The sequence below is a fragment of the Streptomyces sp. Act143 genome (assembly GCF_003143935.1).
Classification (GTDB): domain Bacteria; phylum Actinomycetota; class Actinomycetes; order Streptomycetales; family Streptomycetaceae; genus Streptomyces.
This window is the reverse complement of sequence record NZ_QFRX01000001.1, coordinates 1450168-1476131: the sequence shown is the minus strand read 5'-3', so window position 1 is coordinate 1476131 and position 25964 is coordinate 1450168. Positions and strand designations below refer to the sequence as shown.

Genomic DNA, 25964 nt, shown 5'->3' with positions numbered 1-25964 from the left:
GAGCGCACACCACCCTTCAGACTGACCCCATGACGGAAACGGAATCCACTGTGTACGACGTCGTGGTGCTCGGAGCGGGGCCGGTGGGGGAGAACGTCGCCGACCGCACCCGTGCGGCCGGCCTCGCCACCGCGGTCGTGGAGAGCGAGCTGGTCGGCGGCGAGTGCTCGTACTGGGCCTGCATGCCCAGCAAGGCCCTGCTGCGCCCGGTCATCGCCCAGGCCGACGCCCGCCGCCTGCCGGGGCTCGCCCCGGCCGTACAGGGCCCCCTCGACACCGCCGCGGTCCTCGCCCGGCGCGACGACTACACCTCCCACTGGAAGGACGACGGCCAGGTCCAGTGGCTCGACGGCATCGGGGCCGACCTCTACCGCGGACACGGCCGCCTGACCGGCCCGCGCACCGTGACCGTGGGCGACACGGTCCTCACCGCCCGGCACGCCGTCGCCGTCTGCACCGGCACCCGCGCCCTCCTGCCCGGCCTGCCCGGACTCGACACGGTCAAACCCTGGACCAGCCGCGAGGCCACCAGCGCCAAGGCCGCGCCCGGCCGGCTGATCGTCGTCGGCGGGGGAGTCGTCGCCACCGAGATGGCCACCGCCTGGCAGGCCCTCGGCTCCCGGGTCACCCTCCTCGTCCGCGGCAAGGGCCTGCTCAACCGCATGGAGCCCTTCGCCGGCGAACTGGTCGCCGAGGCGCTCACCGCGGCCGGCGCCGACGTCCGCACCGGGACCTCCGTCGAGTCGGTGACCCGCGAGAACGGCACCGTCGTGGTCGTCACCGACACCGGCGACCGTATCGAGGCCGACGAGATCCTCTTCGCCACCGGCCGCGCCCCGCGCACCGACGACATCGGCCTGGACACCGTCGGCCTGGAACCCGGCTCCTGGCTGGACGTCGACGACAGCCTCCGCGTCACCGGCACCGACTGGCTCTACGCCGTCGGTGACGTCAACCACCGCGCGCTCCTCACCCACCAGGGCAAGTACCAGGCCCGCATCGCCGGCGCCGCCATCGCCGCCCGCGCCTCCGGCACCCCGCTGCTGGAGACCGACCCGTGGGGCGCGCACGCCGCCACCGCCGACCACGCCGCCGTACCCCAGGTCGTCTTCACCGACCCCGAGGCCGCCGCCGTCGGCCTCTCCCTCGCGGAGGCCGAACAGGCCGGCCGCCGGGTCCGCGCGGTCGACTACGACCTCGCCAACGTGGCCGGCGCGAGCCTGTACGGCGACGGCTACCGCGGCCGGGCCCGCATGGTCGTCGACCTGGAACGCGAGATCCTGCTCGGCGTCACCTTCGTGGGCCCGGGCGTCGGCGAGCTCATCCACTCGGCGACCGTCGCCGTCGCCGGAGAGGTGCCGATCAGCCGGCTGTGGCACACCGTCCCGTCCTATCCGACGATCAGCGAGGTGTGGCTGCGCCTGCTGGAGACGTTCCGGGACAGCTGACGGTGACGTCCGGCGGTGCGCGGCGGCGCGGGACCGCCGGCCGTCAGTCCGGCAGCCGGAAGCCCAGGGAGGCGGCGGCGTCCCTGGGCGTCGGCTGGGACCAGCGCTCGGCCATCGCCTGGTTCGAGGACAGCGAGCGCAGCTCCGCCCGGTCCAGGTACAGGGTGCCGTCCAGGTGGTCCGTCTCGTGCTGCACGATCCGCGCGGGCCACCCGGAGAACACCTCGTCCACCGACCGTCCGTGCTCGTCCTCGCCCGTCAGCCGCACCCTGTCGTACCGGTCCACGACCGCCTGCCAGCCCGGCACACTCAGACAGCCCTCGAAGAACGCGGCCCGCGCGGCGCCCACCCCCTCGTACGACGGATTGACCAGGACCCGGAACGGCTGCGGCACCCGCCCCCGCGCGAGGCGCACCTCGTCCGGCACCGGCGCCGGGTCCTCGATCACCGCGATCCGCAGCGGCACCCCCACCTGCGGCGCCGCGAGGCCGACACCGGGCGCCGCGTGCATGGTGACGCGCAGCGCCTCGACGAACCGGGCCAGCAGCGCGGAGTCCAGCTGGCCCTCGAAACGCTCGGTGCCGTGCCGCAGGACCGGCTCGCCGGCCGTCACGATCGGCAGCGGGCCGCCGGTGGCGAGGAGTTCCTCGACCAGCTCGGCAAGGGACGGTCGATCAGGGGGAGTTGCCATCGCGCCAGCATGCCATGCCGACCCTCTGTGTGACGCGGGCCACTTCAACCCCCGGGAACTCGGGGCGCGTTCCGTCCGACTACTGGACCGACCGAACCGAGCACGTCCCCACCCACCGGAGTAAGCCGCCGATGACCTCCGCTCCCTCGACGACCACCGACGAGGCCCCGAAAGCCGCCGAACCGCTCCCGAAACCCAGCAGTTGGGCACCGCTGCGCCCGTTGGTGCTGCGCCTGCACTTCTACGCCGGACTGTTCGTCGCGCCCTTCCTGCTGGTGGCCGCGGTCACCGGATTCCTGTACGCCGCGTCGTTCCAGGCCGAGAAGATCGTGTACGCCGACGAGATGACCGTCTCCGCCGTCGGCGACGCCAAGCTGCCGATCTCCGAGCAGGTCGGCGCCGCCCGCGCGGCCCACCCCGAGGGCTCCGTCGCGGCCGTGCGGCCCTCCCCGGCGGACGACGCGACGACCAGGGTCCTGCTCTCCGGGGTCAAGGGCGTCGACCCCGGCCACACCCTCGCGGTCTTCGTCGACCCGTACACCGGAAAGGTGGAGGGCGCCCTCGAACAGTACGGCTCCACGGGCGCGTTGCCGCTGCGCACCTGGATCTCCGAACTGCACCGCAATCTGCACCTCGGCGAGACCGGCCGTCTCTACACGGAGTTCGCCGCGAGCTGGCTGTGGGTGATCGCGGGGGCCGGACTGGTGCTGTGGTTCACCCGGCGCCGGGCGCGGCGCACCGTGCGCGGCACCGAAGGGCGGCGCCGCACGCTCGGACTGCACGCCACGGTCGGCGTCTGGGCCGCCCTCGGGTTCTTCTTCCTGTCGGTGACCGGTCTGACCTGGTCCACCTACGCCGGCGCGAGCATCGACGACCTGCGCGGTGCGCTCGATCAGGCCACGCCGTCGGTGTCGGCCACCGCGGGCGGCGACCACTCCGGACACGGTGCCGCCGCCTCTGCCGGGGCCGCCGAGCACGGCGTCGGCCTCGACACGGTCCTGGCGGCGGCGCGCGCCGAGGGGCTGGGCGACCCCGTCGAGATCGTGCCGCCGGCGGACGCGTCGTCGGCGTACGTGGTCAAGCAGATCCAGCGCAGCTGGCCCGAGAAGCAGGACGCGGTCGCTGTCGACCCGGCCACCGGCCAGGTCACCGACGTGCTGCGGTTCGACGATTTCCCGGTGCTCGCGAAGCTGACCCGCTGGGGCATCGACCTGCACACCGGGACTCTCTTCGGCCTGGGCAACCAGATCGTGCTGATGCTCGTGGCGCTCTCCCTGGTCCTGCTGATCGTCTGGGGCTACCGCATGTGGTGGATGCGCGGCCGCGGCAACGGCTTCGGCCGTCCGGTCCCGCGCGGCGCCTGGCAGAAGGTGCCCCCGCAGATCCTGCTGCCGTGCGTGGCGCTGATCGCGGCCCTCGGGTACTTCGTGCCGCTGCTGGGCATTCCGCTGGCCGTGTTCCTCGTCGTCGACGTGGCGCTGGGTGAGCTCGCGCACCGGCGGGCGAGCCGCGTCTGAGACCTCGCGCGAGGGCCCGGTTCCGTCGCGGAACCGGGCCCTCGTGTCGTACGGCGCCGCTTGGTCCGGCGTCGCTTCGTACGGTGTCGCTCAGAGCTCGTCGAAGTCGCCGGCCAGCGCGGACGCCATGCGCAGGTGCGGCTCGGCCTCCTCGTGGCGGCTCTGCCGCTCCAGTGTGCGGCCCAGCATCAGACGGGCGTAGTGCTCCACCGGGTCGCGCTCCACGATGATGCGCAACTCGGCCTCCGCGCGACGCAGTTGGGCCGAGTGGTAGTAGGAGCGCGCCAGCAGCAGCCGCGGTCCGGTCTGCTCCGGCACCTCCTCGACCAGCGTGCCCAGGACGCGTGCCGCGGCGGCGTAGTCCTTGGCGTCGAAGAACATCCGCGCGCGCTCCCAGCGCTCCGCCGGCGTTCCGTGGTCGTAGTACGTCGTGTCCACTCGTGACCTCCTTCGACGCCGTCAACGGAGCGCGTTTGTTCAATATTCCACTACCGATTCCTCCGCGGATGCCGGGTCACCGGTCCATCGCGGCCAGTTCGGCGTCGGCCCGCTCGGTGATGAGGGTCAGCACCCGCCCGGCCGCGGCCAGGTCCTCCGCCGGGATGCCCTCGTAGATCCGGGCGGAGATGGGGGCGGTCTCGCCGGACGTCGTGGCGTACAGCTCCCGGCCGGTCTCCGTGATCCGGACCTGGGACGCGCCGTGCGGAGTCAGCAGTCCCGCCGCGATCAGCCCGTCGACCACGGTGTGCACCTCGTTCGCAGCAACCTTGAGCGAGTCGACGACGCTGCCGACGAGGTGCGCGCGCTCGACCGGGCCGTCGGCGACGGCCGCCACCCGGAGGGTGACGGACTGCTGGAACGTCACGCCGTGCCGGGCCAGCACCTTCTCCAGGAGGGCGCGGCCCGCGTAGTGGGCCAGGGCTATGACGCGGGGGTCGACCAGGGGGGTCGGGGCGGGCGTGGTGGTGGTCATGGCTGCTCCTTGATCTGCTCACTCGTGTGGACGAAGGGATCGAGAGGTGCGTCGAGCAGGGTCGCGAGGTCGCGGCTCAGCTCCCGGGTGCGGTCGCTGTCGAGCCCGCCGAGCGGGGCCAGCAGTTGCTGGAGCAGCTCGTGGACGACGTCGATGGCCTGCCGGACCGTGGTGCGGCCCTGCTCGGTGAGCGCCAACTGGACGGCGCGCGGGTCGCGCGGGTCCCGGGTGCGTTCGAGGAGGCCGGCCGACTCCAGGGAGCGCGCCAGCTTGGACACGTACAGCGGCTCCAGTCCGGTGTGGTCGGCCAGCCGCCGCTGGCTGGGGCGCTCGCCGGCGCGCTGCATGCCGTAGAGGGACGCCGTCAGCGAGTACTGCGCGTGGGTCAGGCCCAGCGGGGCCACCGCGCGGTCGACGGCGGTCCGCCACTTCATCGACAGTCGCCACACCAGGAAACCGGGCGTCGCGTTCTCGGAACCCTTGCTCATGACAGATACAGTACATGGCTACTATGTACTTGGCTACTAAGTAGGGGTCGGCGGGACAGCCGGAACGACGGACTGACGGGACGCGGTCCGCGGGGCTAGGTTGGGCGCCATGAGCAATCTTGATCGCGAGGCGGCTCCCGCCCTGTGCGGTGGCCGCGGCTTCGTGGTGGCGGAGCCCGTTCGCGAACTCCTCAGCCCGCGCACCGTCAGACTCGGCGAGTCCAGCGAGGTCCGCCGACTGCTGCCCAACCTGGGGCGGCGCATGGTGGGTGCCTGGTGCTTCGTCGACCACTACGGCCCCGACGACATCGCCGACGAGCCAGGCATGCAGGTGCCCCCGCACCCGCACATGGGCCTGCAGACCGTCAGCTGGCTGCACGAGGGCGAGGTCCTGCACCGCGACTCGACCGGCAGCCTCCAGACCATCCGCCCGCGCGAGCTGGGCCTCATGACCTCCGGACGGGCCATCAGCCACTCCGAGGAGAGCCCCAGGTCGCACGCCCGGTTCCTGCACGGCGCCCAGCTGTGGGTCGCCCTCCCCGACAGCCACCGCCACACCGACCCGCGCTTCGAGCACCACGCCGAGCTGCCGCAGGTCACCGCCCCCGGCCTGACCGCCACCCTCATCCTCGGCGACCTCGACGGCGCGACCTCGCCGGGAACGGCGTACACCCCGATCGTCGGCGCCGACCTCGCCCTCGCCGCCGGTGCGGACGTACGCCTTCCGCTGGAGCCGGACTTCGAGTACGCCGTGCTGTCCATGTCCGGCGAGGCCCATGTGGACGGCGTCCCGGTCCTGCCCGGCTCCATGCTCTACCTCGGCTGCGGACGCACCGAACTGCCGCTGCGCGCCGCGTCGGACGCGGGCCTGATGCTCCTGGGCGGTGAGCCGTTCGAGGAGGAGCTGATCATGTTCTGGAACTGGATCGGACGGTCCCAGGAGGAGATCGTGCAGGCGCGTCAGGACTGGATGGAAGGGACGCGCTTCGGCGAGGTGAAGGGGTACGACGGTGCTCCGCTGCCCGCCCCCGAACTGCCGGTGACGCCGCTGAAGCCGCGCGGCCGGGTGCGCTGAGCGAAGGGCCCGATCCTGAACACCCAGTTCGCGGAAGTCCTTTCCGCGGCCCTGCTCGTCCTGGTACTGGCCTGCGCGGTCATCCGGCCCTTCGGCTGGCCGGAGGCGGTGGTCGCCGTGCCGGCGGCCGGACTGGCGGTCGTCTCCGGCGCGATCCCGCTGGACGACGCGCTGGACGAGGTCGAACGGCTGGGGCCGGTGGTCGGCTTCCTCGCGGCGGTCCTGGTACTGGCTCAGCTCTGCGACGACGACGGACTGTTCCAGGCCTGCGGCGCCTGGATGGCGAGGACCGCGGCGGGGCGGCCGCGGCGGTTGCTGGCGCAGGTGTTCGTCGCGGCGTCGGTGATCACGGCGGCGCTCAGTCTGGACGCCACGGTGGTGCTGCTGACGCCGGTGGTGTTCGCCACCGCGGCCCGGCTCGGCGCCCGCCCCAAGCCGCACGTCTACGCCTGCACCCATCTGTCCAACACGGCGTCCCTGCTGCTGCCGGTCTCCAACCTCACCAACCTGCTGGCGTTCGCCGCCAGCGGGCTGAGCTTCACCCGGTTCGCCGCGCTGATGGCCCTGCCGTGGCTGGCCGCGATCGCCGTCGAGTACGCCGTCTTCCGCCGCTTCTTCGCCGTGGACCTGGACGCCGGGGCGCAGGCTCCCTCCGGCGCCGAGCCGCCGCGGCTGCCGATGTTCTCCCTGGTGACCGTGGGGTGCACGCTGGCCGGGTTCGTGCTGACCTCGGCGGTCGGCGTCGACCCCGCCTGGGCGGCCCTCGGCGGCGCCCTGGCCCTCGCCGCGCGGGCCCTGCTGCGGCGGCGCACCACCCCGCGGGCGCTGCTGGGCGCGGCCTCGGTGCCGTTCCTCGCCTTCGTGCTGGCCCTCGGGATCGTGGTCCGGGCGGTCGTCGACAACGGGCTGGACGAGGCGCTCGGCCACCTGATCCCCGCGGGCACCGGACTGTGGGAGCTGCTCGCGCTCGCCGGGCTGGCCGCCGTGCTCGCCAACGTCATCAACAACCTGCCCGCAGTGCTGGTGCTGCTGCCGCTGACCGCCCCGTCGGGGCCGGGCGCCGTCCTCGCCGTGCTGCTCGGGGTGAACATCGGCCCCAACCTCACCTACGCGGGCTCGCTGGCCACCCTGTTGTGGCGGCGTATCGTGCACGCCCACGACAGCGAGGTGGAGCTGAAGGAGTTCACCCGGCTCGGTGTGTACGCGGTGCCCGCGAGTCTGGGCGTCGCGGTGCTGGCACTGTGGGGCTCGCTGGCCGTCGTCGGAGGAGGGTGACCCATGTCGTCCGTGGTCGTCTGGATCGTCGAGGGCACTTGGCCCGCCTGCGTGGACGCCGCCCGCGCCCATGCCCCGGCGGACGCCGAGATCGTCCTGCTGCACGTCACGCCGGGGGACGTCCCCGGCGCGGCGCACGGTGCGTTCGCCGGCCTGCTCGGCCGGGGGCATCGCGAGCGGGACCCCGGCGCGCGCATGGAGCGCCTCGCCGCGGAGTCCGCGGGGGAGTTGCTGCGCTCCGCCGCCGACCGGCTGGGCCGTCCCTGCACCCGCACCGAGCGCACCGGACATGTCGAGCGGGAGGTCGTCGCCGCGGCCGAGGGCTGCGACCTGCTGATCCTGGCCCGCGACGGGGACCGTACGCACCTCGGCCCGCACAGCCTCGGGCCCGCCAGCCGTTTCGTCGTCGACCACGCCCCGTGCCCGATGCTGCTGGTCTGGCCCGAGTCGTCACCGGGTCTGTCCACCCTGCCGCCCCCGCCCCCGCACCCGTGACGGACGACGGCGTCCCGCCGGAGCGGCCGCTCCGGCGGGACGCGCGTTCGCCCCGACGAGGCTTGTGCCCTGGCGGGCGTACCGCGTCGGGCACGGGTCGGGGTCAGGACGTCGTACAGGCCGTGCCGTTGAGCGTGTAGGAGCCGGGCGGAGCGGTGTCGCCGGTGTGGGTGGCCTGGAAGCCGAGGTCGACGGAGGCGCCCGGGGCGATGGTGGCGTTGTAAGCGACGTTCCTGGCGGTGACCTGCCCGGAGGTGGGCGAGTAGGTCGCGTTCCAGCCGGAGGTGATGGTCTGGCCGGCGGGCAGGGTGAAGGCCAGGGACCAGCCGTCGATCGCCGTGTCACCGGTGTTGGTGAGGGTGATGCTGGACGTGAGGCCGGTGTTCCAGGCGTTCACGCCGGTGGTGACCCGGCAGGCGGCCGGCTCCGGCTCCGGCTCCGGGGTGGAGTCCTGGAACTGGGTGAAGAACTTCCACACTTCGGCGGGCAGCCAGGTCCGGCCGCTGTCGCCGGGGGCGCCGTCCTGCGGGGCGGCGATGTGCCCCTCGTCGAACGCGGCCCAGGCCACCGGGTGCCCGGCCGAGCAGCCGGAGTAGGAGGTGATCCTGTGTGTCAGGCTGCCCTGGGCGGGCTCCGGCGGGTTCTGGGGGGTGCAGCCGTTGTTCTTGACGAACCTGTCCCGCAGCGCCCGGCCTCCGGAGATGCTGAGGACGTTGTCCCTGAGTCCGTGCACGCCGAGGTAGGCGATGGGCTGGGTGCCGCCGCTGCATCCGCTGAGCTGTCCGCCGCTCTGGACCGCGACGGCGCGGAACACCGTCGCCCGGGAGCAGGCGAGGGAGTACGACATGGCGGCGCCGTAGCTGAAGCCCAGCGCGAAGCGCTGTGTCGTGTCGACGCACAGGTCGGACTCGATCCGCCGGAGCATGTCGTCGACGAAGGCGACGTCCTCGCCGCCGTTGTTGGCCCAGCCGTTGTTGAGGCCCTGCGGCGCGACGAAGACGGTGCTGGTGCCGGCCAGTCGCTGGAGCCCGTAGTACGCCCAGGTGCCGGTCTCCACGGTGCGGCCGGTGGCGACGTCGGTGGAGGTGCCGCCCAGCCAGTGGAAGCCGAAGACCAGCCGGTAGGGGTGGCCGGGGTCGTAGCCGTCGGGGATCTTCAGGATGAAGCTGCGGTTCTTGCCGCCGCTGGTGATCGTGTGCGTCCCGCTGGTCAGGGTCGGGGCCTTGCCGCACCCGGTGCTCGGGGCCGCGGCGGCGGACGCCCGGTCCGGGGCGGTCGCGGCCTGGCCTTGGCCCAGCGCGGTGCCGCCCATGCCCAGGACGGCCAGCACTGCGGCCACGGTCGGCCATAACAGGCTTCTGATTCTCGTCACCGTGAAACTCCCTTCGCGGAAAGGCGGTTGCTCACGCCCGGGGCCACTTCTGGCCGGGCTGGCCGGTGCAGCTCCACAGGACCAGCGGGGTCCCGTTCGCGGTGCCGGCGCCGTTGGTGTCCAGGCACAGCCCGGCGTGGACGTTGCGGATCGACCCGTCGGAGCCGAGGGTCCACTTCTGGTTGTCCTGGCCGTTGCAGGGCCAGGTGATGACGCGGGTGCCGTTGACGGTGCCCTGGTCGTAGGCGTCCAGGCACTTGTCGCCGTAGACACGGATCTCGCCGCCCGCCCAGGTGGTCCACAGCTGGTTGGCGGCCGTGTGGCAGTCCCACAGCAGTGCCGTGGCGCCGGCTGCGGTGGAGGCGTTGTCGACGTCCACGCAGCGGCCGGACGCGGTGCCGCGCAGGCGGGAGGTGGTGGCTGCGACGGGGCTGCCGCCACTCACCCGGAAGACGGCCACGCCGTGCGCGGGGACGCTCGCCGAGATCTGCCCGGAGCTGCTCGACGTGCCGCCGGTCCACAGGTCGGTGAGGGTGAACGGCCCGCCGGACAGGCCGACTTGCGCGGCCGTGGTGGTGACCGTCGCGGTGCCGCTTCCCCGGTTGAACAGGCCGACCGCGACCGAGCCGTCCGACAGCGGTTTGGCGAACACCTCGGTGTTGCCGTCGTCGCGGACCCGGCGCCCGCCCGCGCCCAGCGGGTCCTGGTTCACCGCCAGCAGCCGCGGGTTGCGCAGAATTGCGCTCACGTCGGCGGACATGGTGCGGATGTCGTTGCCGGCCATGAGCGGGGCGGCCATCAGCGCCCACAGGGAGAAGTGCGAGCGGGACTCCGTCAGCGACAGGCCCGGACGGCCGACGACCAGCATGTCGGGGTCGTTCCAGTGCCCCGGCCCGGACTGCGCCGCCAGCGGCGCGTTGACGTCCAGGACGTTGCCGACGCCCATGGGGTAGCTGTTGGTGTTGCCGTTCTGCCAGATGTCGAGCAGGTCCTCGGTCGTGCGCCACAGGTCGGCGACCTCGCCCCAGTTGTAGGTCGAACCGGTGATGGCGTGGAAGCTGTTGGGGTTGATGGAGTAGACGATCGGCCGGCCGGTGGCGCGCAGCGCGTCGCGCATCAGCGAGAACCGCGCGACCTGCTCGTCGCGGGTGCCGCTGGAGGAACACCAGTCGTACTTGAGGTAGTCCACGCCCCACGAGGCGAACGTCGCGGCGTCCTGGGCCTCGTGCCCTCTGCTGCCGGTGGAGCCCGGGTAGGCGCCGCTGGTCTGCGCGCAGGTGCGGTCGCCCGGCACCTGGTAGATGCCGAACTTCAGGCCCTTGTCGTGGATATAGTCCCCGAGCGCCTTCATGCCGCTGGGGAACTTGGTCGGGCTGGCCCGCAGGTTGCCCTGCGCGTCACGCTGCGGGTCGAACCAGCAGTCGTCCACCACCACGTACCGGTAGCCGGCGTCCCGCATGCCCGAGGACACCATCGCGTCGGCGGCCTGGCGGACCTGGGTCTCGGTGATCCCGCACCCGAAGCTGTTCCAGCTGTTCCACCCCAGCGGCGGGGTGAGGGCCGGACTGCCCGGCGCGGCCGAGGCGGGGGAGTGAGCGGAGGCCGTCACGGTCGCGGTGACCGTCAGCGCGGCGGCGGCGAGAAGGCGGAGCAGTCCGCCTGATCGTCGGTGCACCTAAGGCTCCCTTTCTGAGAGGACGCCACAGACTGAGTTCCGAAATTTCGAACGCCATTCGGAAACTCAAGGTGCAACGGATACTAGAGAGGCGATCGGACATGTCAACGGGGTGTGCCGGTTTCCTCGTTCACCTGCGGAGACCTGCGATCGGCCGGTCGAAACTTTCGATGTGAACGGCGAATTCTGCGAAGGGTATTGACGGTGTCGGCCGTCTCCCCAATCATCCAGGTTGCTCGCCCCGTCGATCCATGTCCGATATTCCGAACGTAGCGCATCACGCCGCAAGGAGCCGCCGCCATGGATCCATCGAACCCTGACCTGTCATGCTCTGAACAGGCACCCGGCCGGCCGCTTGGCCTACCGCTGTCCCGGCGCCACGCCCTGGCCGCGGCCACCGGCCTCGCCGCCGCCGCGGTCCTGCCCTCGGCCGGGACCTCCCGCGCCGCCGCGGCGACCTACCCGAACCCGGTGATCTGGCAGGACTTCGCGGACATCGACATCATCCGCGTCGGTGACACCTACTACGCCTCGGCCTCGACGATGCACTACTCGCCGGGCGCCCCCGTTCTACGCTCCTACGACCTGGTCAACTGGGAGATCGCCGGTCACTCGGTGCCCGTCCTCGACTTCGGCGCCAAGTACGACCTGAACGGCGCCCGCGGCTACGTCAGAGGCATCTGGGCATCGTCGCTTGCCTACCGGCCGAGCAACAGGACCTTCTACTGGCTCGGCCAGATCGACTTCGCCCGGACGTACGTCTACACCGCCACCGCCGTCGAGGGGCCGTGGAACAGGCTGACGACGATCAGCACCCCCTACTACGACGCCGGACTGCTCGTCGACAGCGACGACACCCTGTACGTGGCGTACGGCAACACCACCATCAGCGTGGCCCAGCTCTCGCCGGACGGCCGCAGCCAGGTCCGCACCCAGGAGGTGTTCCGCACCCCGTCGAGCGTCGGCACGCTGGAGGGCTCCCGCTTCTACAAGATCAACGGGCAGTACTACATCTTCCTGACCCGCCCCGCGAACGGCCAGTACATCCTCAAGTCGTCGAGCGGTCCCTTCGGCCCGTACACGATGCGGCAGGTCCTCCTCGACCTGCGCGGGCCGATCCCCGGCGGCGGTGTCCCGCACCAGGGCGGGCTGGTGCAGACCCAGAGCGGTGCCTGGTACTACATGGCGTTCGTCGACGCCTACCCCGGCGGCCGGATGCCCGCGCTGGCACCGGTCACCTGGACCTCGGACGGCTGGCCCGTCGTGCAGCTCGTCAACGGCGCATGGGGTGCCTCCTACCCCAGTCCCGTCGTACCGCCACCACCCCGTCAGGTCACCCCGCTGACCGGCGTCGACACCTTCGACGGCACGGTCCTGAAACCGCGCTGGGAGTGGAACCACAACCCGGACAACAGCAAGTGGTCGGTCAACAACGGCCTGACCCTGGGGACCGCGACGGTCACCGGCGACCTCTACTGGGCCCGCAACACCCTCACCCACCGCATCCAGGGCCCCACCTCCACCGCCACGGTCCAGCTCGACCACTCCGCGATGCGGGACGGCGACCGGGCCGGGCTCGCGCTGCTGCGTGACTCCTCCGCCTGGATCGGCCTCAAGCGCGACGGCGGGGCGACCCGGGTGGTGATGGTCAACGGGCTGACCATGGACACCAACTGGAACACCACCGGCACCGGCACCGAGGCCGCGAGTGCGCCCGCATCCGGCGGTCGCATCTGGCTGCGGGCCACCGCGGACATCCGGCCCGGCTCGCCCCGCACCGGAACCTTCTCGTACAGCACCGACGGCACCACCTTCACCCGCCTCGGCCCCGCCGCCTCCCTGGGCAACGACTGGCGGTTCTTCATGGGATACCGCTTCGCCCTCTTCAACCACGCCACCCAGGCGCTCGGCGGCGCGGTCCGCGTCGCACGGTTCGAGCTGTCGACCCCCTGACCGGAAGCAGGCCCGCACCACCACCTCCCACCGACCGCCCGAGGAGAGCCACGAGAGGAAGTGGCAGACCACCGAGCCGTCCCGCGGCTCGTTCGACTTCGGCCCCGGCGACCAGATCGCGCACCGCGCCCGGGCGCCCACGGCCGGCGGCTGCACGGCCACGCTCTCGTCTGGCACTCCCAGCTGCCCGGCTGGGTCGGTCCATCGGGGACGCGGACACCCTGCGCAGCTCGTTGACCACGTCCCAGGCGTAGATCTTGCTCGTGCAGCGGTTCAAAAGGGGATTCCGCCGACGGCCATGCTTTGGACTGTACGTCCAAGGGTTGGACTTGTAATCTAGAAGTCCTGGTCCGTCGCGAGAGTCCGGAGTACGGCATGACGTCCGAGCGAGCACGGGAAGCCGAGCGGGATGCGATCGTCGCCGCGCTGACCCCGGTCGTCGACGGGCTGGTGGCGACCTTCGGGCCCCTGTGCGAAGTGGTCCTGCACGACTACCGGACCCCCGAGAAGTCCGTCGTCGCCCTCGCCGGATCGGTGACCGGGCGCGCGGTGGGCGGGGCGATGAGCGAGATCGGCCTGCGGATCGTGGCCCGCGGGGACGAGGCGCGCGACGAGCTGAACTACGTCACCCGCACGCGGACCGGCCGGACCGTGAAGTCGTCCACGATGGTGCTGCGCGACTCCACGGGCACGGTGTTCGGCGCCCTCTGCGTCAACCTCGACGTGACCGCCGTCAGCGACGCGCACGCGCTGCTCGGCGCCCTGGCCGGAATCGGGGCGGCCCCGGCCGACCTGCCGGTCACCACCTTCGGCGACGACATCGACTCCGTGGTCGACGTCATCCTCGACACCCACCGGGACCAGCCGTGGGGCGCGCTCGACCGTGCCGGCCGCCTCGCGCTGTTCCGCAGCCTCGACGAGCGCGGCGTCTTCGCCGTGCGCCGCGCTGTCGAGCAGGTGGCCGCCCGGCTCGGCATCTCCCGCGCCTCCGCCTACAGCTACCTCTCCCAGGCCCGCGCCACGACCCCCGCCACCCCTGGAGGACCCGCGTGACCAGTACGCCCCCGCCCGTCACCCTCGACGACATCCGCTCCGCCGCCGACCGGCTCAAGGGCGTCGCCCACCGCACCCCGGTGCTGCACTCGCGCACACTCGACGCGCGCGTGGGAGCCGAGGTCTTCCTCAAGTGCGAGAACTTCCAGCGGGTCGGCGCCTTCAAGTTCCGCGGCGCCTACAACGCGGCCTCCCGCCTGACACCCGAGCAGCTGGCCCGGGGCATCGCCGCCTACTCCTCCGGCAACCATGCCCAGGCGGTCGCCCTCGCCGCCCGCGAACTCGGCAGCACCGCGGTGATCGTCATGCCCGAGGACGCCCCGTCTGCCAAGCGCGCCGCCACCGCCGGCTACGGCGCCGAGATCGTCTCGTACGACCGCTACACCGGCGACCGGGCGGCCATCGCCGCGGCCCTGGCCGCCGAGCGGGGCCTCGCGGTGATCCCGCCGTACGACCACCCGGACGTCATGGCCGGGCAGGGCACGGCGGCCCTGGAGCTGCTGGAGGAGACAGGGGAGCTGGGGGCGCTGCTGGTGCCCGTCGGCGGGGGCGGGCTCATCGCCGGGAGCGCCACGGCGGCCAAGGGGCTGCACCCCGGTGTCCGCGTCGTCGGCATCGAACCGGAGGCCGGGGACGACACCAGGCGTTCCCTGGCGGCCGGTCATCGCGTCACGGTCCCGGTGCCCCGCACCATCGCCGACGGGCAGGCCCTGGACACCCCGGGGGAGCTGACGTTCCCCGTCAACCAGCGGCTCGTCGACGAGATCGTGCTGGTCAGCGACGACGAGATCCGGGACGCGATGCGGTTCGCCTTCGAGCATCTGAAGATCGTGGTCGAGCCGAGCGGCGCGACTCCGCTGGCCGCGCTGCTGTCCGGCCGGCTGACGGACCTGCCGGGCCGCGTCGGGGTGATCGTCTCCGGCGGGAACGTCGACGCGGCGCGGTTCGCCGAGCTCTGCGGACCCGCCAGGGCGTGAGGGCTCACCCGAATGGCGGCCTCGGGTGGACAGGCGGACGATGAGGTGAATGGGGCTCTGTGCTGAAGGGAGAGCCGACATGCTGGAGATGAAGACCCTCGACAAGCCGGACGAGCGGCGGGACTTCCCCCGAGGGCATCTGGAAGCCGTTCACCTCACCGGCCTCGACTTCGCGGTGGGGACGTTCGAACCCGGATGGCGCTGGTCCGAGTGCGTGGGGCCCATCGTCGGGACCAAGAGCTGCCAAGTGCACCACAACGGTTATGTCGTCCAGGGCCGGATGCACATGGTCATGGACGACGGCGGCGAGGGCGAGGTGGGCCCCGGCGACGTCTTCGTGGCCGCGCCCGGCCATGACGCCTGGGTGGTCGGCGACGAACAGTGCGTGGTCTACGACTTCGCGGGGACGATGGCCAACGAGTACGCCAAGCCTTCCGAAGGGTGACAGGCGCCGCTGCCGCGCGGAAGCCGATCGGTTCGCCCTGTCGGCGACAGGCGACCCGATCGGTTCTCCGTGCGGCCGGCCGCGCCGTCGGTCACAGCGTCCGCTCCCCGCGGCCGGCCGCCTAGATCGGCAGCAGTCGTCCGACCAGCGCGCCCAACTGCCGGACGTTGCGGCACTCGTGCATCTCCACGAGGTCGGCGTACTCGGGTGCCGCGGAGTCGCCCGTGCCCCACAGGGAGCGCTGCTCGGGGTTCAGCCAGTAGACGCGGCGGGCCCGTTCGGTGATCTGCCGGACGGCGGCGAGGTTCGGGTCGCTCATGTTCGTGCGCGCGTCACCGAGGACGAACACCGTCGTGCGGGAGCCGACCGCGTCATGGTGGAGTTCGGCGAACTCCCCGAGCGCGACGCCGTAGTCGCTGCTGCCGTGATAGCCCGTGAGCCTCGCCTCGGCCTGGATGCGGGCGCCGAGCCCCGCAGCGTCGGCCGCGCCGTGCTCCAGCAGCCGGGTCACCTCGTCGATCCGGTTGACGAACGCGAACACCCGCACCTTGCTGAACTGGTCGTGCAACGCCTGCACCAGCAGCATCGTGAAGTCGGAGAACCCGGACACCGAGCCCGACACATCGCACAGCAGCACCAGTTCGGGCCGGGCCGGGCGGCGCCGGCGCAGCACCGGCCGCATCGGCACCCCACCCGTGGACAGCGACCCGCGCAAGGTGCGCCGCAGATCGATGCTGCCCCGGGCGGCCCGGCGCCGACGGGCCGCGAGCCGGGTGGCCAGCTTCCGGGCGAGCGGCTGCACCGTCCGGCGCAGCTCGGCCAGCCGGTCCTTCCCGGCGAACAGGAAGTCGACCCGGTCCGCCGTCGGCGCCACCGCGCGGCGGGCGATCCGGTCCCGGTCGCGCCGCTCGGCCACCCGGCGCCGCGCCTCCGTCGCCACCAGCCCCCAGAAGACCTCGACCCGGCGCCGGATCTCGTCGTCGAGCAACCGGTCGGCGAATCCCGCACTCCCGCTCCGCGCGCGCACGTCGGCGCGCACCCGCGCGAGCAGCGTCTGCGGACGCAGCCGGTCGAGGGTCTGGTACGACGACCAGCCGTCGGAGCCGGGGGAGGACCCGTAACCGCCGAAACCGTCGACGGCCTCCGCGGCCAGCCGCGCCAGCAGCGCCTCGTCGTTGGCCGCGAGCGCCGCCGCCAGCCGGTTGCGCAGCTCGTCCCGGTCGGTCGTCGCCGACTCCGGCGCGCCGACACCGCGCGGGAAGTAGAGGTCGAAGACCGGGTCGAACACCGGCCGCTGGGCGGTGCCGTGCAGCAGCGTCGCCGCCAGCCCCTCGCGCAGCAGCTCCCGGTCGGCGAGGCCGAGCGCCTCCATCGCCCGGGCCGCGTCCACGGTCTCGCCGGTCCCGACCCGGATGCCGTGGGCGCGCAGGGCGGCGACGAGCGAGGTGAGGCGCTCGGCGACGGGCGTGGTCACAGCGCGTCCAGATCGAGCTTCGCGGCCGCCTTCAGGACGTCGTCCTGATGCTTGAGCAGGACGCCCAGGGTGTCCCGTACGACGGTCTCGTCCAGCGCGTCGGCGCCGAGCGCGAGCAGGGTGCGCGCCCAGTCGATGGTCTCCGCGACGGAGGGCACCTTGCGCAGGTCCATCGCCCGCAGCGCCCCCACCACCCGGACCACCGACTCGGCCAGCGCCGCGTCGAGGCCCGGCACCTTCAGGCGGACGATCCGGCGCTCCAACTCCTCCTCGGGGAACCCGATGTGCAGGAACAGGCAGCGGCGGCGCAGCGCCTCGGACAGCTCACGGCTCGCGTTCGAGGTGAGGACGACGAAGGGGCGCCGGGTGGCGGCGATCGTGCCCAGCTCGGGCACGGTGACCTGGAAGTCGCTCAGCACCTCCAGGAGCAGGCCCTCCACCTCGACGTCGGCCTTGTCCGTCTCGTCGATCAGCAGGACCTTCGGCTCGTCGCCGCGGATCGCCGTGAGCAGCGGACGGGTGAGCAGGAACTCCTCGCTGAAGATGTCCGTGCGGGTCTCGTCCCAGGTCTCGTCGCGGCCCGCGCTGATGCGCAGCAGCTGCTTGGCGTGGTTCCACTCGTACAGCGCCCGGGACTCGTCGACGCCCTCGTAGCACTGCAACCGCACCAGCTCGGCGCCCGCGATCTCGGCGACGGCCTTGGCGAGCTCGGTCTTGCCGACCCCGGCGGGTCCCTCCACCAGCAGCGGCTTGCCGAGCCGGTCCGCGAGGAAGACGGTGGTGGCGACCGAGGGCGAGGCGAGGTAGCCGGTCTCGGCGAGGCGTGCGGAGACGTCGTCGACGGACGTGAACAACGGGGCCTCCTGGGCGGTGGCGACGGCGGGCCGCGGAGCGCGGGCGGTCCACCTATCTAAGCGCTTGTTCAGGGCTCCTGTCACCCAGTGGTCTCAGCCGGCGGCGCCGAACATGCCGAGGAGGCGACTGCCGTGGCAGCCGCCCCCTCCGACCGAATCCGCTGCCGTGGCAGCCGCCCCCTCCGACCGAATCCGCTGCCGTGACAGCCGCCGCTCGGACCGAATCCGCTGCCGTGACAGCCGCCGCTCGGACCGAATCCGCTCAGGCGGCCAGGGCCACCGCCTCCGTCGCCGGTGTCCGCAGCACCTTGCGGGCCGTCGCCAGACTCGTCCCCACCGTCACCGCCGCCGCGACGGACCCGACCGCGAGCCAGACGCCGAACAGCTGCCCCGGCAGCACCGCGTCGCTGCGCACGACGGTGAACGGAACGATCCCCGCCAGCGCCGCGACCGTGCCGAGGAAGACACCGGCGACCGTGAGGACCAGCCCCTCGGCGCCCACCATGCCGAGCACCTGACCCGGCGTCGCGCCCGCCAGCCGCTGCTGGCCGAATTCCCGGCTGCGGTACGTGGTCGCCGCGTACAGCGAGTTGACCAGCATCACGCAGACGAAGACGACGATGATCCCGACGACCGTGAAGTTCAGCGTCTCCAGGTTCTTCGCGTCCACCGACTTCACCAGCCCCGAGGCCTCGACGGCGTCGCTCTCCACGGACTGCACGGTGAGCGTGGTGGTGGCCACCGCCGTGAACAGGATCAGCGCCATGAGGATGCCGGCGAGTTCCCCGGCCCGCTGCCGCAGATTCCGCACCGCGAGCCAGCCGCTCGCCCCGGACAGCGTCAGCCGGTCCAGCAGCCCCTTCAGCAGCCGCGGCGACAGCAGCGCGAAGCCGACCGACAGCAGGATCGCCCCGTACGCGGGCGGCGCCATCAACGCCTCGTCCGTCGCCTTCATCAAGAAGGTGCAGCACACCGCCAGGGCGCCGGTCGCCAGCGCGGCGTACGCGAGGACCCGCCGCGCCCCGCCCCGCCGCCGGCTCCCGCGCGTCGCCCGCCGCACGGCGAGGAACGCGGCGCCCACCGCGGCCACCAGCGTGATGTCGACACCCGTCAGCAGGGCGATCGGACCGAAGGAGTACGCGACCGAATCCGCCACCTGACCGCTGTCCTGGAACACCTCCAGCAGCGCTCGCCCACCGAGCATCGCGGGCCCGACCGCCAGCGCCGCCCCCACCAGCGCGACGGCCAGCGCCTCACCGACGACCATCCGCTTGAGCTGCGCCGGGGTCGCCCCCGAGCAGCGCAGCAGCTCCAGCTCGGCCGACCGCTGACGGACATTCACCGTCAGCGTGGAGGCGACGGCGAAGAACACCAGCAGGGAGCCGTAACCGCCCACCACGCTCGCCGCCGTCGTCAGCGTGTCCGAGCTCACCGAGTCGACGCCGCTCCCGGCCGCCGTGTCGTGCATCGAGTTGAACGTCATGATGATCGCCGCGCCCAGGAAGGCGGACAGCAGCGTCGCGAGGAACCGTCCGGGACGCTGCCGGATCGACCGCATGGCCAGCACGAACATCGCTCACACCCCCGCCGTCACGTCGTCGCCGAGGTGCGCGAGGCGCTCGGCGACCGCGTCCGCGGTGGGCGCGGCGAGCTGACCGGCCAGCCGGCCGTCCGCGAGGAAGAGCACCGAGTCGGCGTAGCTGGCGGCGACCGGGTCGTGCGTCACCATCACCACCGTCCGCCCGTGCACCCGTACCGCCTCCTGGAGCAGCCGCAGCACCGTGCGCGCGCTGCGGGTGTCCAGGGCGCCGGTCGGCTCGTCCGCGAAGATCACCCGGGGTTCGCAGACCAGCGCCCGGGCGATCGCGACCCGCTGCCGCTGCCCGCCGGACAACTGGTCGGGGCGGTGTCCCAGCCGGTCGCCCAGACCGACCTGGCTGAGGATCTCGCGGGCCCGTGCGCGGTCGACCCGCCGCCCGGCCAGTTTCAGGGGCAGCACCGTGTTCTGCGCGACGGTCAACGTGTCCAGCAGGTTGTACTGCTGGAACACGAACCCCACCCGCCCGCGCCGGAACTTCGTCAGCTCCGCCTCCGTACCGCCGTTCAACTCGGTGCCGTCCACGGCCACGATGCCGTGATCCGGGCGGTCCAGCCCGGCCGCGCACTGGAGCAGCGTGGACTTCCCGGACCCCGACGGCCCCATGACCGCGGTGAACGTGCCCCGGCCCAGGCTGAGCGTGATGCCGTCCAGGGCCGTCACCGCACTGTCGTCACTGCCGTAGGTCTTGGTGACCTTGACCAGCCGCAGCGCCTCGGCGGCGGGTCCCGTGTCGTGCCTGCGTCGCGAACCTGTGCGCAACATCCTCATCACCTCTCGGCCGGGCACCCCCTGTGCCCTGCCGAAGAACCTACGGAGACCGGGCCCGGCGCACACGGGGCGCAGAACCCGTATCGGATGGTGTACTCAGCACCACCCCGTACGGGTCACCACAACGAGCCGACCCCCGGGCCCGCCCGGTGCAATGGACCCGTGACCGCGCCCCCGGACGACTGCCTCGCACGCAACGAGTGGATCTGCGGCGAGTATCTGAGCACCCGCCGCCAGATCCTCGTGGACGCCGTCGTCCAGCACCTGCAACTGACCGCGGTCTCGGTGCTCATCGGCCTCGTCATCGCCCTGCCGCTCGCCGTCCTGGCACGGCGCTGGGGCTGGGCGGCCGGACCCGTCCTCGCCGTCACCACGATCCTCTACACGATCCCGTCCCTGGCGATGTTCTCCCTGCTCCTGCCCGTCTACGGGCTCTCCGCGAGCCTGGTCGTCGCGGGTCTCGTCCTCTACTCGCTCACCCTGCTGGTCCGCAACATCCTCGCCGGGCTGCGGGCCGTCCCCGAGGAGACCCGGCAGGCCGCGCGCGGGATGGGATACGGCCCGATCCGCCTCCTGCTCACCGTGGAACTGCCCCTGGCCCTGCCCGCCGCGATGGCCGGGCTCCGCATCGCCATGGTCTCCGCGGTGTCCCTGGTGACGGTCGGCGCGATCGTCGGCCACGGCGGACTCGGCAACCTCATCTACGCCGGGATGAACACCTACTTCAAGGCACAGGTCCTGACCGCCTCCGTGCTGTGTGTCGTCATCGCGGTAGCCGCCGACGTCCTGCTCCTCGGTGTGCAGCGGCTGCTCACCCCCTGGACGAGGGCGAGGCGCGGATGACGACCCTCACCGACGCCTGGGACTGGCTCACCGACTCCGCGCACTGGGCGGGCGACGACGGCATCTGGCACCGGCTGCTGCAACACCTCGTCCTCACGGTCGTCTGCCTGGTGGTGAGCTGTCTGATCGCGCTGCCGGTCGCGCTGGTGCTGGGGCACCTCGGCAAGGGCGGCGCCCTGGCGGTCAACATCTCCAACATCGGCCGGGCGGTGCCCACGTTCGCGGTGCTGGTCCTGCTGCTTCTGACGCCGATCGGCGACTGGGGGGAGGGCCCGACGGTCGTGGCGCTCGTCCTCTTCGCCCTGCCGCCCCTGCTCACCAACGCGTACGTCGGCATGCGGGAGGTCGACCGCAGCGTCGTCCAGGCGGCGCGCGGGATGGGCATGACGGGACGGCAGATGCTGTTTCACGTGGAGCTGCCCCTTTCGCTCCCGATGGTCCTGAACGGGGTCAGGATCGCCGCCGTCCAGCTCGTCGCGACGGCCACGATCGCCGCGCTGGCGGGCGGGGGAGGGCTGGGCCGGATCATCACGGCGGGTTTCAACCTCGCCAGTACGCCCCAGGTGGTGGCCGGGGCGGTGCTGGTCGCCGTGTTCGCGCTGATCGTCGAAGGGGTCTTCGAGATCGCGGAGCGGCTCGCGCCGCACTGGGCGAGGGGAAGCCGATGAGACGGTGCTGGGGAGCACTGGCCGCCTTGCTGCTGACGGGCTGTGCCACCGGGCCCTCCCTGGAGAACCAGGGCGCGGTCACGGCGGCACCCGGTGACAGCCGCCATCTGACCATCGGCTCCGCCGGCTTCACCGAGAGCGACCTGCTCGCCCAGATGTACGCGCTGCTGCTGGACCAGGCCGGCTACCGGACGTCCCTGCTGACCGTGGCCAACCGTGAGCTGTACGAACCGGCCCTGGAATCGGGCCAGATCGACGTCGTGCCCGAATACGCGGCCACCTTCGCCGACTGGCTCAACGCCAAGACGCACGGCGCCGACGCGGCCCCGGTCGGCTCGCCGGACCTCGGCGCCACGATGACGGCCCTGCGGCGGCTGGCCGCGCCGCGCGGTCTCACGGTCCTCGACCCCGGGCGGGCGGTGGACCAGAACGCGTTCGCGGTCGCCGCGTCCTACGCCCGCGAGCACGACCTGAGGACCTTGAGCGACCTCGGCGCGTCCGGGCTGACGGTCCGGCTCGCGGCCGGTGACGAGTGCGTCCAACGGCCCTACTGCGCACCGGGGTTGAAGAAGACCTACGGCATCGGCATCAGCGGCGTCGATCCGAAGGGGGTGGGCACCACGCAGGCCAAGCGGGCCGTGCAGAGCGGGCACGACCAGATGGTGCTGACGACCACGACCGACGCCACGCTGAGCGACTTCGGTCTGGTACTGCTGGCCGACGACAAGCATCTCCAGAACGCCGACTACATCGTGCCCGTCGTCAATCGCGCCCGCGCCGGCAGCGAGGGCGTCACGAAGGCGCTGGGCAAGCTCAACGCCGTGCTGACGACGGCGGACCTCGCGTCGATGAACCAACAGGTGGACAGCTGGCGGCGGTTGGCGCGGGATGTGGCGCGGGCTTATCTGGAGGACAAGGGCCTGCTGAAGTGAACCGGCGTTGTCAGTGGGGCCCTGTACGTTGCGGGGCATGGGGATCTACCTGGTGAGCGTCGGCGCGGACGAGTGGTTCGCCGAAGACGGGGACGAGTACGCGGACGAGGGCGAGGGCGAGGAGGGCGGCGGATTCGGAGCTGTCGCCACGGGACTGAACGAGGAGCTGAGACGGCGCGGGCTGCCGCCCTACGAGTCCGTGCCCGAGGACACCGAGTTCGTCCGCGGCTCCGGAGCGCAGTTCGAGGAGAAGCTCGTCCCGCCGATGGACGGTTTCCTCGGACTGTGCAGCGTGCACCTGTCGGAAGAGGACGTGGACTCTCTCTGCGGCTGGACGGTCATGGTGCCGTCGCCGCTCGAGGAAGAAGTCGAGCTGCCCTTCGAGTCGGCGTACTCGGACACGACGGTGATCGCCGGGGCCCCTCGGGTCCTCGCCCTCGCCGAGCGGCTGGCCGACGCCGTCGGGCTGCCGGTCGACGCGATACCGGTCGCCTGCGACAACCTCGATCTCACCACCTGGTTCCTCGACGGCCCGGCCAAGGAGACCGCCGCCGCCCGCCCCGGCCCCTGGGCCGAGGACCTGGACGCCGCCTTCTACGTCGCCCTCTTCCTCCGCGCCGCCCAGCACTCCCTGCGCCGCGGCTGCCCGATCGTCCTCACCTGACGTGACGGGTCCGTGACGTCGGTGACCGTACTGGTGCCGCGGCGGCCCTTTCCGACGCCCGCCGGGGCGGGTACACCCAGTGCATGGGGGACAACGGGGGAAACCGTCACCCGTGGTGGCGGGGAACACGCGAATCGGTCGACCGGGCGGACAGCGAACTGCGGCCCGAGGGACTCATGGATGTGGTGGCGGCCGGGCTCGACCGCGCCTATGTGCAGTTCGGAGATCTGTACCCGGAGCAGCAGCTCCAGCTGCAACTGCTCTACGGGGCCTCGCAGAGCGCCTTCGAACAGCGGACCCGGGTCTCGGCCCGGGCCACCGTGCGACGCGTGCTCGGCAACGCGCTGAGCGACCCGCGGCTCGGTGACGCCAAGCCGAACGAGCATCTGTCCGAGTACCTCGACGAGGAGATCGCCGACCTGCGGGGCCGCCTCGCCCAGGACAGTGCGACGGCCGTCAGCCGCGGCCTCAACATCGGCCTCGGTCTGGGCTCCGCCGCGAGCCTGGTGCTGCTCGCGCTGCCGCTGCTGGGCGGCGTCGGTCTGCTCGGCGCGCTGGGCATCACCCTCAACTGCACCAACCGCTGGAGCCTGCTGGGCGCGTTCGTGTGCGGCGGGGTCGGTGCCTTCGGCGCGGTGCTCAGTGTGCTGGTACGGCTGCGGGGCAGCGCGGACCAGCTGGCGCGGCGGCAGACCAACGGCCGGGAAGGCGTGGCCGTCCCCGGCCAGATGGCCCGCAGCATGCGGCACGAGGGCCTCTACCGGGTGTTCGTCGGCTGGGTCCTCGCGCTGGCCGTCTACTTCCTCCTCAGCGGCGGAATGGTGCCGGTCTTCGAGGTGCCCGCCACGGCGGCCGACATCTGCCCCGCTCCCGGCCACCCGGGCGCGCCCGTCAAGGGCACCGAGTTCTGGGGATTCTGGTGCGCGGTCGGTTTCGTGGCGGGCTTCAACGAGCGCTGGGCCTTCGGCATCCTCGGGCGGGACGCCGCGCGCCGGCCGAGCAAGAGTTAGCCGTCGGACGGCCGTTGCGTGCCGAGGTCGTACTCGAACCACACCCGGTGCGTGCCGTCCGCGTCGACCGCGATGCCGCCCGAGCCGGTGATCCCGGTCAGCTCTCCCGAACCGCTGCCCGGGACGATCACGAAGAACTCGCTCTGCCGGTCCGTGCCCAGGGTCGTCGCCGAGTGCGCGAAGTTGAAAGCGCCCGCCCGGCCGTCGAGCGTGCCCTCGAAGGACTCCATCGCGACATACGTACCGACGCCGGACCCCTGGTCGTACGCGGCGGTGAACAGGGTGGCCGAGCGCCCCGTGACCTCGCCCTCGTACATCTTCTCCATCGTGGCGACACCGACCGGCACGGCCGTCTCGATGCCCGGTGCCGGCACCGGGGCCGGTGTGAAGTCCGCGACCTTGAACGTTCCCGAAGCTCTCATGCCCCGAGCGTAGGACGCACCACTGACAACGACCCCGGTCCCGCCCCGGCGGGCATCACGCGGGTGCGGGCCGCCTCTCCCGGCCGATCTCGTCGATCAGCAGCTTCGCGGCGATCATCGCCCCGTCGGTGCGCATCGTGCCCGCCACCGCCCGGGCCCGCTCGCGCACCGCCGGGGACAGGGCCGTCTCCAGTGCGGCCGACAGCGACGCGACGGTCGGCGCCGGACCGTCGTGCGCCACGCCGATGCCCAGCTCGGCCACTCGGGCCGCCCACAGCGGCTGGTCCGCGACCTGCGGGACGATCACCTGCGGAGCACCGGACCGCGCGGCCGTGGTCGTCGTACCCGCGCCGCCGTGATGGACGACGGCGGCCACCCGGGGGAACAGCGCCTGGTGGTTGACGTCGCCGACGGCGAAGCAGTCGTCCTGCCCGTCGGCCGGCGCCAGGTCCGCCCAGCCGCGCCCCAGCAGCACCCAACGGCCCTGCGCGCGGACCGCCGCGATCGCCACCGGGGCGACATCGCTCGCGGCATGCATCGCCATGCTGCCGAACCCCACGTACACCGGGGGCGCGCCGGCCGCCAGGAACGCCTCCAGGTCGGCCGGGAGCGGCCGGTCGTCCGGCCGGATCCACGCGCCGGTCGGCACCAGTTCGAGATCGGTCATCTCCTGCCACGGGCCCAGCGCCGGGTCCGCGGCCAGCCACGGGCGCTCGGTGAGGACGTGGTCGCGGACGTTGTCCACCGGCGGCATGCCGAGCGCCGCCCGGTGGGTGTTGAGGGCCTCGCCGTACAGGGCGTTCACGCGCTCGGCGTCCAGGCGCCACAGTTCCTTGAGGTCGGTCACGCCCGGCGGGTTCGGCTTGCCCGGCCGCTTCAGCGGCGCGTACCGCGACGACGGCAGGCCGCACGGATGGAAACTGGCGAGCACGTAGGGGATGCCCAAGTGCTCGGCCACCGACCGCGCGCCGGCCGGCATCAGGCCGGTCGCCAGCAGCGCGTCACACCCTTCGGCCGCCGCGGCCACCTCAGCGAAGTGCCCCGCGACCAACTCGGCCGCGACCTTGAAGGCGAGATCGGGGGACGGTCCCCGTGCCCCCGTCACCAGCGCCCGCACCGACGAGCCGAACGCCACCACCTCCGCACCGGCGCCGGTCAGCAGCGCGGCGAGCTCCTCGTCCGGAGGCACGCACGCCCGCACCTCGACACCGAGTTGCCGCAGTGCCGCCGCCAGCCCCGCCAGCGGTTCGATGTCCCCACGCGATCCGTACGCCATCAGCAATACACGCACT

27 protein-coding genes are annotated in these 25964 nt (G+C 72.4%); 15 read left to right on the top strand and 12 right to left on the bottom strand.

Going from position 1 to position 25964, the window contains the following annotated elements; translation table 11 throughout:
• Positions 1–29: 29 nt before the first annotated feature.
• Positions 30–1448 carry an NAD(P)/FAD-dependent oxidoreductase gene (locus DI272_RS06545; RefSeq protein WP_109494296.1) on the top strand — a complete coding sequence of 473 codons (1419 nt, stop codon included), beginning with the start codon at positions 30–32 and terminating at the stop codon, positions 1446–1448.
• A gap of 43 nt (positions 1449–1491) precedes the next feature.
• On the opposite strand, the gene DI272_RS06540 is transcribed toward DI272_RS06545, so the two are convergent.
• On the bottom strand, positions 1492–2139 hold the full coding sequence (locus DI272_RS06540) for a peptide deformylase (protein WP_109494294.1): 648 nt from the start codon (positions 2137–2139) through the stop codon (positions 1492–1494).
• A gap of 131 nt (positions 2140–2270) precedes the next feature.
• Between DI272_RS06540 and DI272_RS06535 the strand changes: the two genes are divergently transcribed.
• Positions 2271–3656, top strand: a complete 1386-nt coding sequence (locus tag DI272_RS06535; RefSeq protein WP_109494292.1) for a PepSY domain-containing protein — start codon at positions 2271–2273, stop codon at positions 3654–3656.
• Between the two features lie 90 nt (positions 3657–3746).
• Here DI272_RS06535 and DI272_RS06530 read toward each other — a convergent pair whose 3' ends face one another.
• From DI272_RS06530 to DI272_RS06520, 3 genes are all read right to left on the bottom strand, one after another.
• Positions 3747–4094, bottom strand: a complete 348-nt coding sequence (locus DI272_RS06530) for a tetratricopeptide repeat protein (RefSeq protein ID WP_109494290.1) — start codon at positions 4092–4094, stop codon at positions 3747–3749.
• 76 nt (positions 4095–4170) lie between these two features.
• Positions 4171–4629 carry a winged helix DNA-binding protein gene (locus tag DI272_RS06525; protein ID WP_109494288.1) on the bottom strand — a complete coding sequence of 153 codons (459 nt, stop codon included), beginning with the start codon at positions 4627–4629 and terminating at the stop codon, positions 4171–4173.
• Positions 4626–5117: a MarR family winged helix-turn-helix transcriptional regulator gene (locus DI272_RS06520; protein ID WP_109494287.1), complete on the bottom strand. Its 492-nt coding sequence runs from the start codon at positions 5115–5117 to the stop codon at positions 4626–4628. The genes DI272_RS06525 and DI272_RS06520 overlap by 4 nt, the downstream gene beginning before the upstream one ends.
• A gap of 109 nt (positions 5118–5226) precedes the next feature.
• On the opposite strand from DI272_RS06520, the gene DI272_RS06515 reads away from it, so the two are divergent.
• The 3 genes from DI272_RS06515 to DI272_RS06505 are packed head-to-tail and all read left to right on the top strand — an operon-like array spanning position 5227 to position 7962.
• Entirely contained in the window at positions 5227–6192 is a 966-nt protein-coding gene (locus DI272_RS06515) for a pirin family protein (RefSeq protein ID WP_109494285.1), read from the top strand.
• A 15-nt stretch (positions 6193–6207) separates the two neighbouring features.
• The gene (locus tag DI272_RS06510; protein WP_109494283.1) at positions 6208–7467 is read left to right on the top strand and encodes an SLC13 family permease; all 1260 of its coding nucleotides are present in this window, start codon (positions 6208–6210) and stop codon (positions 7465–7467) included.
• A gap of 3 nt (positions 7468–7470) precedes the next feature.
• The gene (locus DI272_RS06505) at positions 7471–7962 is read left to right on the top strand and encodes a universal stress protein (RefSeq protein WP_109494281.1); all 492 of its coding nucleotides are present in this window, start codon (positions 7471–7473) and stop codon (positions 7960–7962) included.
• Between the two features lie 103 nt (positions 7963–8065).
• Here DI272_RS06505 and DI272_RS06500 read toward each other — a convergent pair whose 3' ends face one another.
• Positions 8066–9274 carry a cellulose binding domain-containing protein gene (locus tag DI272_RS06500; RefSeq protein ID WP_109500710.1) on the bottom strand — a complete coding sequence of 403 codons (1209 nt, stop codon included), beginning with the start codon at positions 9272–9274 and terminating at the stop codon, positions 8066–8068.
• A 91-nt stretch (positions 9275–9365) separates the two neighbouring features.
• Entirely contained in the window at positions 9366–11009 is a 1644-nt protein-coding gene (locus tag DI272_RS06495; RefSeq protein WP_109494278.1) for an RICIN domain-containing protein, read from the bottom strand.
• 366 nt (positions 11010–11375) lie between these two features.
• On the opposite strand from DI272_RS06495, the gene DI272_RS06490 reads away from it, so the two are divergent.
• The 5 genes from DI272_RS06490 (at position 11376) to DI272_RS06470 (ending at position 15437) form a co-directional block, all read left to right on the top strand.
• The gene (locus DI272_RS06490) at positions 11376–12962 is read left to right on the top strand and encodes a glycoside hydrolase 43 family protein (RefSeq protein WP_109500709.1); all 1587 of its coding nucleotides are present in this window, start codon (positions 11376–11378) and stop codon (positions 12960–12962) included.
• Positions 12963–13022: 60 nt separating this feature from the next.
• Positions 13023–13199, top strand: coding sequence for an endo-1,4-beta-xylanase (locus DI272_RS06485; RefSeq protein ID WP_375138031.1), 177 nt, complete (start codon positions 13023–13025; stop codon positions 13197–13199).
• A 138-nt stretch (positions 13200–13337) separates the two neighbouring features.
• A complete protein-coding gene (locus tag DI272_RS06480; protein WP_109494277.1) occupies positions 13338–14015 on the top strand; it encodes a transcriptional regulator in 678 nt (225 codons plus the stop codon).
• Positions 14012–14992 (top strand): threo-3-hydroxy-L-aspartate ammonia-lyase, encoded by a 981-nt coding sequence (locus DI272_RS06475; RefSeq protein WP_109494275.1) that lies wholly within the window; start codon positions 14012–14014, stop codon positions 14990–14992. Before DI272_RS06480 ends, DI272_RS06475 begins: the two co-directional genes overlap by 4 nt.
• A gap of 79 nt (positions 14993–15071) precedes the next feature.
• The gene (locus DI272_RS06470) at positions 15072–15437 is read left to right on the top strand and encodes a cupin domain-containing protein (RefSeq protein ID WP_109494273.1); all 366 of its coding nucleotides are present in this window, start codon (positions 15072–15074) and stop codon (positions 15435–15437) included.
• Between the two features lie 121 nt (positions 15438–15558).
• On the opposite strand, the gene DI272_RS06465 is transcribed toward DI272_RS06470, so the two are convergent.
• From DI272_RS06465 to DI272_RS06450, 4 genes are all read right to left on the bottom strand, one after another.
• Entirely contained in the window at positions 15559–16911 is a 1353-nt protein-coding gene (locus tag DI272_RS06465) for a VWA domain-containing protein (protein ID WP_109494271.1), read from the bottom strand.
• The gene (locus DI272_RS06460) at positions 16908–17765 is read right to left on the bottom strand and encodes a MoxR family ATPase (protein ID WP_109494269.1); all 858 of its coding nucleotides are present in this window, start codon (positions 17763–17765) and stop codon (positions 16908–16910) included. Before DI272_RS06460 ends, DI272_RS06465 begins: the two co-directional genes overlap by 4 nt.
• 262 nt (positions 17766–18027) lie before the next feature.
• The gene (locus DI272_RS06455; RefSeq protein ID WP_109494267.1) at positions 18028–19338 is read right to left on the bottom strand and encodes an FtsX-like permease family protein; all 1311 of its coding nucleotides are present in this window, start codon (positions 19336–19338) and stop codon (positions 18028–18030) included.
• Positions 19339–19341: 3 nt separating this feature from the next.
• Positions 19342–20127, bottom strand: coding sequence for an ABC transporter ATP-binding protein (locus DI272_RS06450; protein WP_181387104.1), 786 nt, complete (start codon positions 20125–20127; stop codon positions 19342–19344).
• 168 nt (positions 20128–20295) lie between these two features.
• On the opposite strand from DI272_RS06450, the gene DI272_RS06445 reads away from it, so the two are divergent.
• From DI272_RS06445 to DI272_RS06425, 5 genes are all read left to right on the top strand, one after another.
• Entirely contained in the window at positions 20296–20976 is a 681-nt protein-coding gene (locus DI272_RS06445; protein ID WP_109494263.1) for an ABC transporter permease, read from the top strand.
• Complete coding sequence (locus tag DI272_RS06440) at positions 20973–21644, top strand: ABC transporter permease (protein WP_109494261.1); 672 nt, start codon at positions 20973–20975, stop codon at positions 21642–21644. The genes DI272_RS06445 and DI272_RS06440 overlap by 4 nt, the downstream gene beginning before the upstream one ends.
• Positions 21641–22576: an ABC transporter substrate-binding protein gene (locus DI272_RS06435; RefSeq protein WP_109494260.1), complete on the top strand. Its 936-nt coding sequence runs from the start codon at positions 21641–21643 to the stop codon at positions 22574–22576. Before DI272_RS06440 ends, DI272_RS06435 begins: the two co-directional genes overlap by 4 nt.
• 37 nt (positions 22577–22613) lie before the next feature.
• On the top strand, positions 22614–23240 hold the full coding sequence (locus DI272_RS06430; protein WP_109494258.1) for a hypothetical protein: 627 nt from the start codon (positions 22614–22616) through the stop codon (positions 23238–23240).
• An 83-nt stretch (positions 23241–23323) separates the two neighbouring features.
• A complete protein-coding gene (locus DI272_RS06425) occupies positions 23324–24250 on the top strand; it encodes a hypothetical protein (RefSeq protein WP_109494257.1) in 927 nt (308 codons plus the stop codon).
• Here DI272_RS06425 and DI272_RS06420 read toward each other — a convergent pair.
• Together DI272_RS06420 and DI272_RS06415 are read right to left on the bottom strand one after the other, a co-directional pair.
• Complete coding sequence (locus DI272_RS06420) at positions 24247–24672, bottom strand: DUF3224 domain-containing protein (protein WP_109494255.1); 426 nt, start codon at positions 24670–24672, stop codon at positions 24247–24249. The genes DI272_RS06425 and DI272_RS06420 overlap by 4 nt on opposite strands.
• Before the next feature lie 55 nt (positions 24673–24727).
• On the bottom strand, positions 24728–25963 hold the full coding sequence (locus DI272_RS06415) for a glycosyltransferase (protein WP_109494254.1): 1236 nt from the start codon (positions 25961–25963) through the stop codon (positions 24728–24730).
• Position 25964 lies beyond the last annotated feature (1 nt).